This is a genomic window from Xanthomonas sp. CFBP 8445 (assembly GCF_025666235.1).
GTDB classification, from domain to species: Bacteria; Pseudomonadota; Gammaproteobacteria; order Xanthomonadales; family Xanthomonadaceae; genus Xanthomonas_A; species Xanthomonas_A indica.
Genome location: NZ_CP102594.1, coordinates 207,501 through 220,913 on the forward strand (window position 1 = coordinate 207,501; position 13,413 = coordinate 220,913).

6 protein-coding genes, 2 rRNA genes and 1 pseudogene (1 of these 9 cut by a window edge) are annotated in these 13,413 nt (G+C 66.4%); 2 read left to right on the plus strand and 7 right to left on the minus strand.

The window, feature by feature from the left end; all coding sequences use genetic code 11:
- Nucleotides 1-2,753, plus strand: a 23S ribosomal RNA gene (locus NUG21_RS00965); it begins 127 nt to the left of the window's first position.
- A gap of 156 nt (nt 2,754-2,909) precedes the next feature.
- Nucleotides 2,910-3,024, plus strand: a 5S ribosomal RNA gene (gene rrf, locus NUG21_RS00970).
- Between the two features lie 502 nt (nt 3,025-3,526).
- Here rrf and NUG21_RS00975 read toward each other — a convergent pair.
- The 7 genes and pseudogenes from NUG21_RS00975 to NUG21_RS01005 form a co-directional block, all read right to left on the minus strand.
- Nucleotides 3,527-4,627, minus strand: a complete 1,101-nt coding sequence (locus NUG21_RS00975) for an alginate lyase family protein (RefSeq protein WP_263392035.1) — start codon at nt 4,625-4,627, stop codon at nt 3,527-3,529.
- 543 nt (nt 4,628-5,170) lie between these two features.
- The gene (locus tag NUG21_RS00980; RefSeq protein ID WP_263392036.1) at nt 5,171-6,526 is read right to left on the minus strand and encodes a substrate-binding domain-containing protein; all 1,356 of its coding nucleotides are present in this window, start codon (nt 6,524-6,526) and stop codon (nt 5,171-5,173) included.
- Nucleotides 6,527-6,681: 155 nt separating this feature from the next.
- On the minus strand, nt 6,682-7,557 hold the full coding sequence (locus NUG21_RS00985; RefSeq protein WP_019797902.1) for a methylglyoxal synthase: 876 nt from the start codon (nt 7,555-7,557) through the stop codon (nt 6,682-6,684).
- 106 nt (nt 7,558-7,663) lie between these two features.
- Complete coding sequence (locus tag NUG21_RS00990) at nt 7,664-8,719, minus strand: glycoside hydrolase family 5 protein (protein WP_019797903.1); 1,056 nt, start codon at nt 8,717-8,719, stop codon at nt 7,664-7,666.
- 375 nt (nt 8,720-9,094) lie between these two features.
- Nucleotides 9,095-10,147, minus strand: coding sequence for a glycoside hydrolase family 5 protein (locus NUG21_RS00995; RefSeq protein WP_263392037.1), 1,053 nt, complete (start codon nt 10,145-10,147; stop codon nt 9,095-9,097).
- Nucleotides 10,148-10,415: 268 nt separating this feature from the next.
- Nucleotides 10,416-11,372: pseudogene (locus NUG21_RS01000) on the minus strand (glycoside hydrolase family 5 protein); the annotation flags it as partial.
- A 525-nt stretch (nt 11,373-11,897) separates the two neighbouring features.
- Entirely contained in the window at nt 11,898-13,388 is a 1,491-nt protein-coding gene (locus NUG21_RS01005; RefSeq protein WP_242081562.1) for a glutamate synthase small subunit GltD family protein, read from the minus strand.
- Nucleotides 13,389-13,413 lie beyond the last annotated feature (25 nt).

Here is a 13,413-nt window from a genome sequence, read left to right on the forward strand (position 1 = left end):
CCACTGCTTCGGCAGTATCCTGCAGTGAATACATAGCTGCTGGAAGCGAACCCGGTGAACTGAAATATCTAAGTAACCGGAGGAAAAGAAATCAACCGAGATTCCCTAAGTAGTGACGAGCGAACGGGGACTAGCCCTTAAGCTGGTATGGTTTTAGAAAAACAACCTGGAAAGGTTGGCCATAGAAGGTGATAGCCCTGTATTTGAAAGGGCCATACCAGTGAAGACGAGTAGGGCGGGGCACGTGAAACCCTGTCTGAACATGGGGGGACCATCCTCCAAGGCTAAATACTCCTGACCGACCGATAGTGAACCAGTACCGTGAGGGAAAGGCGAAAAGAACCCCGGAGAGGGGAGTGAAATAGATCCTGAAACCGTGTGCGTACAAGCAGTAGGAGCTCGCAAGAGTGACTGCGTACCTTTTGTATAATGGGTCAGCGACTTACTGTTCGTGGCAAGCTTAACCGTATAGGGGAGGCGAAGGGAAACCGAGTCTGATAAGGGCGCATAGTCGCGGGCAGTAGACCCGAAACCGGGTGATCTAGTCATGCCCAGGGTGAAGGTCAGGTAACACTGACTGGAGGCCCGAACCCACTCCCGTTGCAAAGGTAGGGGATGAGGTGTGATTAGGAGTGAAAAGCTAATCGAACCCGGAGATAGCTGGTTCTCCTCGAAAGCTATTTAGGTAGCGCCTCATATGTATCCTCTCGGGGGTAGAGCACTGTTATGGCTAGGGGGTCATCGCGACTTACCAAACCATTGCAAACTCCGAATACCGAGACGGACTGTATGGGAGACACACGGCGGGTGCTAACGTCCGTCGTGAAAAGGGAAACAACCCAGACCCACAGCTAAGGTCCCAAATTCACTGCTAAGTGGAAAACGATGTGGAAAGGCATAGACAGCCAGGAGGTTGGCTTAGAAGCAGCCACCCTTTAAAGAAAGCGTAATAGCTCACTGGTCGAGTCGGTCTGCGCGGAAGATTTAACGGGGCTAAGCAGTGAACCGAAGCTTGGGGTGCATCGCGATAAGCGATGCGCGGTAGAGGAGCGTTCCGTAAGCCTGCGAAGGTGGATTGAGAAGTCTGCTGGAGGTATCGGAAGTGCGAATGCTGACATGAGTAACGACAATGCGGGTGAAAAACCCGCACGCCGAAAGCCCAAGGTTTCCTTGCGCAACGTTAATCGGCGCAGGGTGAGTCGGCCCCTAAGGCGAGGGCGAAAGCCGTAGTCGATGGGAAGCAGGTTAATATTCCTGCACCTCGCGTAAGTGCGATGGAGGGACGGAGAAGGTTAGGTGTACCGGGCGTTGGTTGTCCCGGGGAAAGGCGGTAGGTTTGGATCTTTGGCAAATCCGGGATCCTTTAAGACCGAGCACCGAGACGAGTCTTTTAGACGAAGTCACTGATACCACGCTTCCAGGAAAAGCTCCTAAGCTTCAGCTTACGCAGACCGTACCGTAAACCGACACAGGTGGGTAGGATGAGAATTCTCAGGCGCTTGAGAGAACTCGGGTGAAGGAACTAGGCAACATGGCACCGTAACTTCGGGAGAAGGTGCACCCTTTTTGGTGGCTCGTGCGAGCTATAGCTGAAGAGGGTCGCAGAAACCAGGCCGCTGCGACTGTTTATCAAAAACACAGCACTCTGCAAACACGAAAGTGGACGTATAGGGTGTGACGCCTGCCCGGTGCTGGAAGGTTAATTGATGGGGTCAGCCGCAAGGCGAAGCTCTTGATCGAAGCCCCAGTAAACGGCGGCCGTAACTATAACGGTCCTAAGGTAGCGAAATTCCTTGTCGGGTAAGTTCCGACCTGCACGAATGGCGTAACGACAGCGGCGCTGTCTCCACCCGAGACTCAGTGAAATTGAAATCGCTGTGAAGATGCAGCGTTCCCGTGGCAAGACGGAAAGACCCCGTGAACCTTTACTATAGCTTTACACTGAACGTTGAGTTCGTCTGTGTAGGATAGGTGGGAGGCTATGAAACCATGGCGCTAGCTGTGGTGGAGCCATCCTTGAAATACCACCCTGTCGTGCTTGACGTTCTAACCTAGGTCCGTAATCCGGATCGGGGACCGTGTATGGTGGGTAGTTTGACTGGGGCGGTCTCCTCCTAAAGAGTAACGGAGGAGCACGAAGGTACGCTCAGCGCGGTCGGACATCGCGCACTGTGTGCAAAGGCATAAGCGTGCTTGACTGCAAGATCGACGGATCAAGCAGGTACGAAAGTAGGTCTTAGTGATCCGGTGGTTCTGTATGGAAGGGCCATCGCTCAACGGATAAAAGGTACTCCGGGGATAACAGGCTGATACCGCCCAAGAGTTCATATCGACGGCGGTGTTTGGCACCTCGATGTCGGCTCATCACATCCTGGGGCTGTAGTCGGTCCCAAGGGTATGGCTGTTCGCCATTTAAAGTGGTACGCGAGCTGGGTTCAGAACGTCGTGAGACAGTTCGGTCCCTATCTGCCATGGGCGTTGGAGATTTGAGAGGGGCTGCTCCTAGTACGAGAGGACCGGAGTGGACGAACCTCTGGTGTTCCGGTTGTCACGCCAGTGGCATTGCCGGGTAGCTATGTTCGGAAGCGATAACCGCTGAAAGCATCTAAGCGGGAAGCGCGCCTCAAGATGAGATCTCCCGGGACACAAGTCCCCTAAAGGAACCATGTAGACTACGTGGTTGATAGGTCAGGTGTGTAAGTGCAGCAATGCATTGAGCTAACTGATACTAATGATCCGTGCGGCTTGACCATATAACCTCAAGATGCTTCCTCATAAGCATCCCTTAGCGCGACACACGTCGATCGCTCTCACTCGCTCGCTACATCACACCCTATGAGAGGCTGGCGCCCTTGCCGTCCTCGGTCCAACAACCGAGGACCCGCACGTGGCGACACTCCAACCGTCTCCCTGGTGAAATTAGCGCTGTGGAACCACCCGATCCCATCCCGAACTCGGAAGTGAAACGCAGCTGCGCCGATGGTAGTGTGGCTCAAGCCATGCGAGAGTAGGTCATCGCCAGGGGCTTTACCCCAAATCCCCGTCCGAAAGGACGGGGATTTTTTATTGCGCGGGAAAAAACAGCGCGACGCGAGCAGGCGATGGAAGTGCGGGCAAAAGCCTCGAAATGACGGATCGGCGAGGCGCGCCCCGTTCCCTCACCCCAACCCCTCTCCCGGGGGGAGTGGGGCTCGGTTCTTCCTTCTCCCGTCGGGGAGAAGGTGCCCCCGCAGGGGCAGATGAGGTTGCGGGCGAAACCTCGCAATGACGGATCGGCGAGGGGCTGCGCGCGCCGTACCCTCACCCCAACCCCTCTCCCGGCGGGAGAGGGCTCGGTTGCTTCCTTCTCCCGCCTGAAGAAGGGGCCACGGATGTGCAAATGAGGCCAAACCGCTCGACCACTTCCTGCGCCGCTGTGCCGCGCGATGAGGTGCGCAACGGCTCGCATCGAGACGTGCCGCGTCGCAGCCCCTCCGTCATGCCTTGGCTGAGCGCCGGCGTTCCGATGCCCGCGGGTGTGACGGGGCTAGCGCGGTGAATCGGGCAATGTGCTGATCGCCAGGCGCCAAGACGGCGTGCCGTGGCCGAGCTGTTGGGCCAAGCGGGCGCAGGCGGGATCGTAGGCTGCGGCAAGCACCAACAGCGATTCCGCGCCCTCCGCCGCGTACGGCGTGCCGATCACGTGTCCGGCTTCGCCGTTGTCCGAGCGTGCCTTGTCGAACGGCACCTGGCTGCCGACGAACTCGGCGTGGCTGCGTTCGCCGCGCAGATACGGCAGCAGCCAGTCGACGCTGCGCGCCAGCGATGCGCCGTTCGGCGCGCGCCAGTGGTAGAGGTCCTCGCCGCGTTCGGAGAACAGCAATGCCAGCGTCACCAGCGGGCGCAGGTCGTAGACGTGATAGGACAGCGCATCGCGTTCGACGAAATCGATGCTGCGGCCGTCGGGCAACAGGTTGTCGGCGATCTGCTGGCGAAAGCCGGTGCGGGCGTAGTCCAGCAGCCGGGTGTCGTCGAGCGCGGCGCCGATCATGCCCACGGTCTTCAGGCGGTGGCTATGCCAGTTGTTGGTGGCGGTCTTGCGCTTGAGATCGCGCGAGCCGATTTCGGCGTCGGCGATCTTTCGCATCCAGGCGTCGATGGCGTGGCGTTGCGCGTCCGGCAGCGTCGGGCGCACGATGCGGTAGGCGAAGATCGCCGGTTCCAGCCCGGTCTCGTCGATCGGATTGCCGTTGGGCACGTTGCGTGCGGCCCATTGCGCGAGTTGGTCGCCGGCGGCCAATGCGTCCGCGCGCTCGCCGTCCAGGGCGTAGCCCAGCGCCAGCGCCTGGATGCGCGGCATGTCGCCGAGGCTGGCTTCGGTCGCCGCCTTTACCGGATCGCCGTGCAGGCGGCCGCCGGTGCTCAGGTTGTCGAGCGGATGCGCGCCCTGTGCGCGCGCCGCATCGGCCAGCCGGGCCTGCGCCGCCTCGACCTGGCGCCAGGCCGGATCGGTGGCGGCCGAGGCGTGCAGTTGTTGCCATTGGTCCGCGGTCGGCCACAGCCGCTGCACTGCGGCGGCGGGCGCGCTGTGCGCCAGGGCGGCTGCGGCAAGCATCACGCCGAGCACGGCGTGCGACGGACGAGGCATGGCGATCTCCAGGGCCGGATGAGGGGGCGTTGTCGGGCGACTTTAGGCGCCGTGCGGTGAACGGTGCATGGCCCACGGCGGCGCGCTGTAGCCGGGATCCGCTCGCTCGTCTGGCGTGGCCATGTGGCGCCATCCGTGCGTCGACGTGGTTCCCCTGGGCGGCGCGCCGAGCCGTTCGCAGCCGCACCTTGTCGTGGCGAGCTGAAGGTGTCGTTGAGGTTTTTGTAGGAGCGGCTTCAGCCGCGACGGGCATTCCCGGGGACGCCTCGTTGCGGCTGAGGCCGCTCCTGCACGTGTGCTCGCTTTTGCCGTTATGGAAGCGCTCGTTCCTGCAGCAGGCGCTCTGCATCGGTATCGACCGCTGTATCGGCTACCCGGCCAGCGGCGTCGTGCTTGATCGCGCTACGCCTTTTGCAGATAGGCCGCCGTGTCCGCTGCAGCTGTCGTCTCAAAGAAAACTGCGGGATGCCACGCCACGCATTCGCGTCCCGCGGCACCGATGCGTCCACCCGTCGCCACGCTCTTCGACCTGCGCCGAGCGTGCTACCGCGCCCGATCCAGCAGCCAAAGCTCGACGCGCTCGTTGCGGGCCTTGGCTGCGGCGTCTTCGCCGCCAAGCAGCGGACGCACTGCGCCGAGGCCGCGCACGCGCTCCACCGCGACGCCGCGTTGCACCAGGTACGCGGCGACCACGTCGGCGCGGTCGTTGCTGGCGATGGTCGGGTACAGGCGGTTGGCACTGTCCGGCGTGGCGAAGCCGATCACCGCCAGGGCGCGGCCGCGCATCGCCGGCTGGTGCATGAAGGCAACCAGCCGGTCCAGGTCCTGGACGCTGCGCGCCTCGTACATCCCATTGAGCGAGTGCAGGCTGAAACGCAGCGTGGTGGTCAGGCGCCGGGCGCCGGCGATGGCCTGGTCATAGGCCGCGTCGGTGCGGACAGCGGTGCTCCCGCTTGCCGGTGTGGTGGGGTCGACGTCGATCGTCATGGCGATCGGACCGAGCCGGCGCACCAGTTGCTGCGCCTGCGGGCCGATCGCATACAGGGCCAGGCTGCGGCCGAGCGCCGACATCATCTGCCCGCCGTACAGGCTGTAGCGCTGGACCAACGGATAGTCCTCGCCGCGCACTGCCGCCGCGGTCGGGGCGACGGCGAGGCCGCCGTCGGCGATGGCCAGGGCGCGCGTGCCGGCCGGCACCGGTGTGGTCAGCCCGACGATCGCCAAGGCGTCGGGATGGCCGGCGATGGCGCGCGCGGCCTCGGCCTGGTCGGCATGCAGGACCTCCCCCGGCGCGTGCAGCGCCGGCAGCGCCAGGCGCTCGCGCAGGAAATCGTCGAGCCCGCCATGCACGGCGCTGCGATGGAGCGCGATCGGCAGGTCCGCACCACCGAGTTGCGACCAGCGTGTCGTCCGGCCGCTGAGGATATCGCGCAGCTGCGCGACGCTGAGCGTGGCGATGGGGTTGTCGGCGGCGACCAGGACCCGCGCACCGTCCAGGGCGACGACGAACTGCTGGTCCGGCGAGGCCAGGTCGCCGAGCTGCCAGGCGGCCTCGCGTTCGCGCGCGTCGGGCTGGCGCGCCAGCATCGCCAGTTCGGCCTCGCCATGCACCAGGTCGGCGATGCCTGAGGCCGAGCCGGTGCCGGCGATCTCGACCACCAGCGCCGCGTCGTCGCGCACTGCGGCGATCTCCAGCGTCGTCGCATCGACGCGACGCCGTTGCAGTTGCCGGTAGCCCATGCTCTGCAGCCAGGATTCCACCAGCGCCGGCATCAGCCGCGCGCCGAGACTGTTGGAACCGTGCACGCGCAGGCGCTCGGCCGGCTGCGCAGACGCGGACGGCAGCGCGCACAGTGCTGCTGCGCCGAGCAGCAGCAGGCGCAGGGTGAAACGCAACATGGGATCCCCCCTGGGATCTGGACAGGCGCGGCAGTGTTGGCGATTGGCGTGACATCGCAGTGACTGTGCGTACGGTCACGCACGCCAGCGCAGCGTCGTGGCGGGTCCTGTCTGCTGTCCACGCGCGAGGCGAGCGCGCGCGATGACCGCCCGTGTCAGTCCGCGGCGAGGCGGCGTGCGGCGGCCTGCGCCCAGCGCGCGGCGATCACCGGCGAAGTGATGCACACGGCGCTGTCGGTGACCGTGGTCACTGCGCGTTCCAGCAACTGGATGTCGGCCTCGTGCTGGCGCGCGACATGCGGATCCTCGAAGAAGATCGCGCGGTGGCAGCGCCGCGCGAGCACACGATCGGCGATCTGCGCGTCGCCGCCCATCGGCCCGCTCTGGTAGCGGTGCACCCATTCCTGGCCCTGCGGCCAGCCGCGGCTCCAGGCCAGTTCGTTGAGCCGCTGGCCGGTGGTACCGGTGGCCACGCGTTCGGCGAAGCGCGACAGCAGGTCGAAATGCGCGCTGGCGAACGCCAGCATCTGCGGCTTCATCGCGTCGTGGGCGATCAGCGCCAGGGTCTGCCGCTGCAGCGCGTACAGATCGTCGGCGCCACGGTCCGGCGGCAACGCGGCGTGGATGCGCTCCATCTCCACCCAGTCGCGGGCACTGGCCACGGTCGAAATGAACGGCTTGCCGTGGATCACGCACTGGCGCTTGAGCGCGATCGCCTCGGGGAAAATCGAGGATGGGTCGACCGGATCGATCAGGTAGATGGCGCCGTCGAGGGTGCGTTCGGCGCCTTCCAGGCCCACGACTTCGGCCACCAGCTTCATCAGTCCGCCTTCGCGGCCGAACGGGTAGCGCTTGAGGCCGGTATAGCCGGTCAACAACCCGGCACGCACGATCGCCTCGTGGGTGCGGCCGACCGCATGCAGGCCGAGCTGCAGCTCGCGGATGCCGGCTTCGCTGGCGCGCAGCCAGCGGAACAGCGCGGCATCCTTGCCCTGGTGGTGCAATCGGTTGGCGGCCAGGCCCAGGCGCATGCGTCGATCCGTGCGGAGAAGGTGCGACAGTCTGCGCCCGTCCCGGGGCCGACTCAATCGCCGCGCGATCGCCATGCCGCCGCCGTGGACCCCGGCCTTGCCGCGGTCACTGCGTGATCTGCTGCGCGCGCACCGCCAGCACGTCCATCTGCGGCTTGTCGGCCCCGCTCTTGTCCGGTTGCAGGTTGAACGCGTAGTCGCTGCGCCACCACGCGCCGCCGGCCCAGGCGGTCCAGCCCAGCCAGACGTCGCCGTTGGCGTGGACGTAGTCGAGCATGGTGTCGAGCGCGGCCAGGCAGGTGGCGTCGCTGCTGCCGCCGAACTCGCCGAGGAAGCCGCGATAGCCGTTGGCGCGCAGCCATTGGGTGAACCCTTGCAGACGCTCCGCGCCGATGCTGGTGCGGACGCAGGCGGCGCTGGTGCCGGAGGAGTCCGGATCCAGGTACTGATGCACTTCGAACGCCAGGTTGCCGGCGGGATCGTGGACCGTCAGCAACCCCTGCGCGTTGGACACGCCGTACCAGGTGCTGTTCCAGCTGTGCGCGCCGCTGAAGGCGGTGCCGGGCACCAGGATCAGATTGTCGGCACCGGTGCCGCGGATCGCGTCGATCGCCGCTTGCGCGATGGCCGCCCAGTCGCCCGATGCCAGGCCGTTGGGTTCGTTCATCAGCCCGAACACCACGCTGCTGTCGTTGCCGAACACCAGCGCCAGGCGCCGCCACAGATCGGCCAGCGCCGCCGCCGGCACCGCGTCGCCGCCGATGCGCACGCCGTTGTACTTGGCGTAGTTGTGCACGTCCAGGACCAGTTGCAGGTCGTAGCGCTTGGCGCGCGCGACGGCGGTGCGCAGGGCCTCGAGTTGCGCGGTGTCCAGCGGGCCGTTGGCCTGCGGCTGCAGCCGCTCCCACAGGAACGGCAGGCGCACGATGTTCATGCCCTGCGCCGCGGTGTACGCATAGTCGGCGTCGGTGGGATACACATAGTCCTTGAACAGCACGCCGGGCTTCTTCGCCGAGTTGAACTCGGCACCGGCCAGGTTGATGCCGGCATAGCGCAGCGTCTGCTGCGCGTGGGCGAACGGCACGCAGGCGGCCAGGAGCAGGCACAGCGCGGCGCGCTGCCGCCATTGCGGGAAGCGGAAAAAACGGGAATTGCGTGGCATGGCGGATCCTTCGTGGGGAAAGAGCGGCAGGCGCCGCCGCGATGCGGCGTGCGCGGCCGTGCACCACGCTGCAACCGCCATGCCAGAGCGATCGTGGTCATCGGAAATGTGCGACGCATTGCACGTCGCAGGTCACGCGGGCGCCTCTACTCGCCTGCTTGCGCACAATCCGCTGGATGCAGCTTGCCCTGTGGGAGCGGCGCAGCCGCGACGACGCGTTCGCGGTAAAGCCCGCCTCGGCTGATCTCGCAAGAAAGGGGAGCGCCGCTCACAGCACACGTCCCGACGTGACTAAAGATCCCTATGTGTCGGCGCGCGCCACGGCGTCGTGACGCATGGCGCCGCACGCGCGCCTCGCCTTCGGCAGCGCCGGGCTCAGCGCGTGATGCGCTGCGCCCAGGGCGCGAGGATCGCCATCTGCGGGCGGTCGTGGCCGTCGGCGTCGGGCTGCACGTTGAACGGATAGTCGGCGCGCCACCAGGCGCCGCCGGCCCAGTAGCTCCAGCCCAGCCACAGCGTCGGGTGCTGCGCGATGTCGGCGAGCATGCCATCGAGTGCGCGCCGGCAGACCGGATTGTCGGCGGCGCCGAATTCGCCGAGAAAGCCGAGGTGGCCGGTCTCCTGCAACCATCCGGTGAACGCGCGCAGGCGTTCGGCGCCGATGTCGTCGCTGACGCAGACCGGGCTGGTGCCGCTGGAGTCGGCATCGAGGTATTGGTGCACTTCGATCGCCACGCGCTGCAGCGGATCGTGCAGCGTGGCCAGCGCGCTGGCGTTCGACGTGCCGTCCACCGGCGTGTACCAGCTATGCGCGCCGGTCCACAGCGCGCCCGGCACCAGGATCAGGTTGCTGGCGCCGGTGGCGCGGATCGCATCGAGCGTGGCTTGCGCGGCGCCGGCCCAGGCGGCGGGGCTGATGCCATGCGGCTCGTTCATCAGCCCGAATACCACCGCGTTGTCGCTGCCGTAGGCGCGCGCCAGACGCTGCCACAGGTCGACGAAGGCGGCGACCGGCAGGCCGGTGCTGCCGATGAGGCGGCCGTCGTAACGCGCGTAGTTGTGGATGTCCACGATCACGTACATGCCCTGCGCCTTGGCTTGCTGCACGGCGTCGTCGATCAGCGCCAGTTGCGCGGCGTCGAGCGGACCGCGCGGCTGCGGTTGCAGGCGTTCCCAACGCACCGGCAGGCGCAGCAGGTTCATGCCCTTGCCGGCGAAATAGGTGTAGTCGCTGCTGCGCGGATAGGTGTAGTCGACGCCGACGACGCCGGGAATCTTCGACGGCGCGATCTCGGTGCCGGACAGGTTGACGCCGGCGAAACGCAGCGCCTCTTGCGCCTGCAGCGACGGCAGCGGAACGGACAGGCACAGCAGCAGCGCGGCACGCCATGCGTGCCGCGACCGCCGACGCAAGGTGCGCGCGATCATGATGGATCTCCTTCGGCATCAAGGGGGAACCCGGCCGATGGAACTGCCAGGCCGGGCTGATGACAACGGTGTGCGGACACCGTAGTGCATTGCCGAGGGAGAGGCGATGCGTCGCAGGCGCGGATGCCTGGATCTGTGCCGCGATTGGCAGCGCGAACCGGTACTGGATCGCGCTGCATGCGCTGTGCCCGGCGTGCGCGTCGTGGACGCCGCACGCGTCGTGCGGTGATGCGAGGCGTTGCCGGCACACGGCGCCGGCAACGGCGGCTCACTTCTTGCCGGTGATCTGGCGGGCGTACTTGGACAGGATCGCCATCTGCGGCTTCTCGCTGCCGTCCTTGCCGGGCTGCACGTTGAACGGATAGTCGGGCTTCCACCACGCACCGGCCGCCCACCAGGTCCAGCCCAGGATCACGTCGTCGTTCTTCTGCATGTAGCTGAGCATGTTCTCCAGCGCCTGGTTGCAGGTAGGCGTGTTGGCGGTGGCGAACTCGCCGATGAAGCCGACCTTCTTGTTCTCGCGCAACCAGCTGACGAACCCGGCCAGCTTTTCGGCACCGGCGGTGGCGCTGACGCACTCGCCCTTGGTGCCGCTGCTGTCGCGGTCCAGGTACTGGTGCGCTTCGAACGCCATGCGGTTGCGCGGATCCTTCAGCGGCTGCAGCGCCACCGCGTTGGGCGTGCCGTAGGCGGTGCTGCGCCAGCTGTGCGCGCCGGTGTAGGCGGTGCCCGGCACCAGGATCAGGTTGTTGGCGCCGGCCTTGCGGATGGCGTCGATCGCCGCCTGCGCCGCGCTGGCCCAGTCGGTCGAAGACACCGCGTTGGGTTCGTTCATCAACCCGAAGATGACGTTGTCGTCGCCCTTGAACTCTTTGGCCAGGCGCCGCCACAGGTCGGCGAACACGTCGTCGGGGGCGCCCTCGCTGCCGACCAGCGCGCCGTTGTACTTGGCGTAGTTGTGCGGATCCAGGATCAGGTACATGCGGTTGGCCTTGGCCTGCTCCACCGACTTCTTCAACAGCGCCAGTTGCGCCTGGTCGAACTCGCCCTTGGCGGTGGGCTGCAGGCGTTCCCACAGGAACGGCAGGCGGATGGTGTTCATGCCCTTGCTGGCGAAGTAGCTGTAGTCGGTCGCCGTCGGGTAGGTGTAGTCCTTGTACAGCACGCCCGGTTTCTTGCCGGAGTTGAACTCGGCGCCGGACAGGTTGACGCCGGCGTACTTGAGCACGTTGCGGCCTTCGGCGGCGGCGTTGCAGGCGACGGCGAGCAGCAGCGCCAGCGGCAGGGAACGCCAGCGCACAGAACACGACGAGGAAAGCGACATGGGGGAGCTTCCTTGGGTGAGGGGAGGCGCCGTCCGCGTCGGGGGAATGCGGGACGGCAGGCGCAAGCGTGCAAGGATCGCCCCCGGGATCGCCAGCCTGCACGCACCCGTGTTAGCCCGGCATTCACCTGACCCAGGCACGCTGCGCGCGGACGTCGGCGGCGTCACGGCAGGCGCGTGCTGCAGCCGACAGCAGCGGCGTGACCGTGGTCGCGGCACTGCGTCAGCCGTCCGTGCGCCAGGTCAGGTGCGCAGCGAAGGAGTCGCGGTGGAAGGGGCGCGACCACCAGCGACGCCACACGCGTCCTGCATCCCGGGAATGCCAGGCAGCAGTTCGGCGGTGCTGCCATCGGCCGCACCGCTAACTCTGCGATGTTCCTGCCCGCGCCGAACCGGCCGAATTCCGCCAAGACCGTGCGCCGTCGCTCAGGCGGCGGCCTGGGTCGTCACCGGCAGGCGGTTGCCGATCCACGCGGCGATGCTGGCCGCGGCATCGCGGCCTTCGGCCACCGCGGTCACCACCAGGTCGGCGCCGCGGACCGCGTCGCCGCCGGCGAACAGCTTGGGATTGGTGGTCTGGTACGGCAGGCGGCCGCTGCCGTCGGACTCGCTGCCGCCGGCGAGGATGCGGCCGTTGGCGGTGCCTTCCACGCCCTGCGCCGCCAGCCACTCGGGCACGCTCGGCGAGAAGCCGAAGGCGATGATCACCACGTCCGCGTCCAGCAGCGATTCGCTGCCTTCCACCGGCACCGCGGCCTGGCGCCCGCGCGCATCCGGCTCCCCGAGCCGGGTCTGCACCACGCGCACGCCGGCCAGGTTGCCGTCGGCGTCGGCTTCCACCGCCAGCGGCTGGCGGTTGAACAGGAAGCGCACGCCTTCCTCGCGCGCATTGGCCACCTCGCGCGCCGAGCCGGGCATGTTGGCCTCGTCGCGGCGGTAGGCGCAGGTGACTTTGGCCGCACCCAGACGGATCGCGCTGCGCACGCAATCCATGCCGGTGTCGCCGCCGCCCAGCACCACCACGCGCTTGCCGCTCAGGTCGGGCAGCGCGATCTTGTCTTCCCAGCCGGCGATCGGCCGGCCCCAGGGATCGTTGCCGCCGACGATGCGGCTGTTCTGCACCAGGAACGGCAGCGCCGGCAGCACGCCGGGCAGGTCCTGGCCGGGCAGGCCGCCGTCGGTGTAGCGGTAGGCGCCGGTGCCCAGGAACACCGCGTCGTATTCGCCAAGCAGTTGCTCCAGGCTCACGTCGCGGCCGATCTCCACGCCCAGGCGGAACTGCACGCCCATGCCTTCGAGCACCTCGCGGCGCTTGCCGATCACGCTCTTGTCCAGCTTGAAGCTGGGGATGCCGAACTGCAGCAGCCCGCCGATCTGCTCGTAGCGATCGTACACCACCGCCTGGATGCCGGCGCGCGCCAGGCGATCGGCGCAACTCAGTCCGGCCGGACCGGCGCCGATCACCGCCACGCGCTTGCCGGTGGGTTCGACCTGGCTCAGGTCCGGGCGCCAGCCGTTGTTGAGCGCGGTATCGACGATGTACTTCTCGACCGCGCCGATGGTGACCGCGCCGAACTCCTCCAGCGTGCAGCTGCCTTCGCACAGGCGGTCCTGCGGGCACACCCGCCCGCACACTTCCGGCAGCGGATTGGTGCTGTGGCACAGCGCCGCGGCTTCCTCGATGCGGTTTTCCTGCACCAGCTGCAGCCACTGCGGGATGGCGTTGTGCACCGGGCACTTCCAGCTGCAGTACGGATTGCCGCAATCCAGGCAGCGCCCGGCCTGGTACTGCGCATCGGCCTTGTCGAACTTGCCGTACAGCTCGTTCCAGTCGCCGGAGGTGCGCAGTTCCACCGGAATGCGTTGCGGCATCTGCCGGGGCAGGTCGAGGAACTGGAAGGCGTGCTTGCGGCTCATAAAAAAATCCGTGGCGTAATCCCTT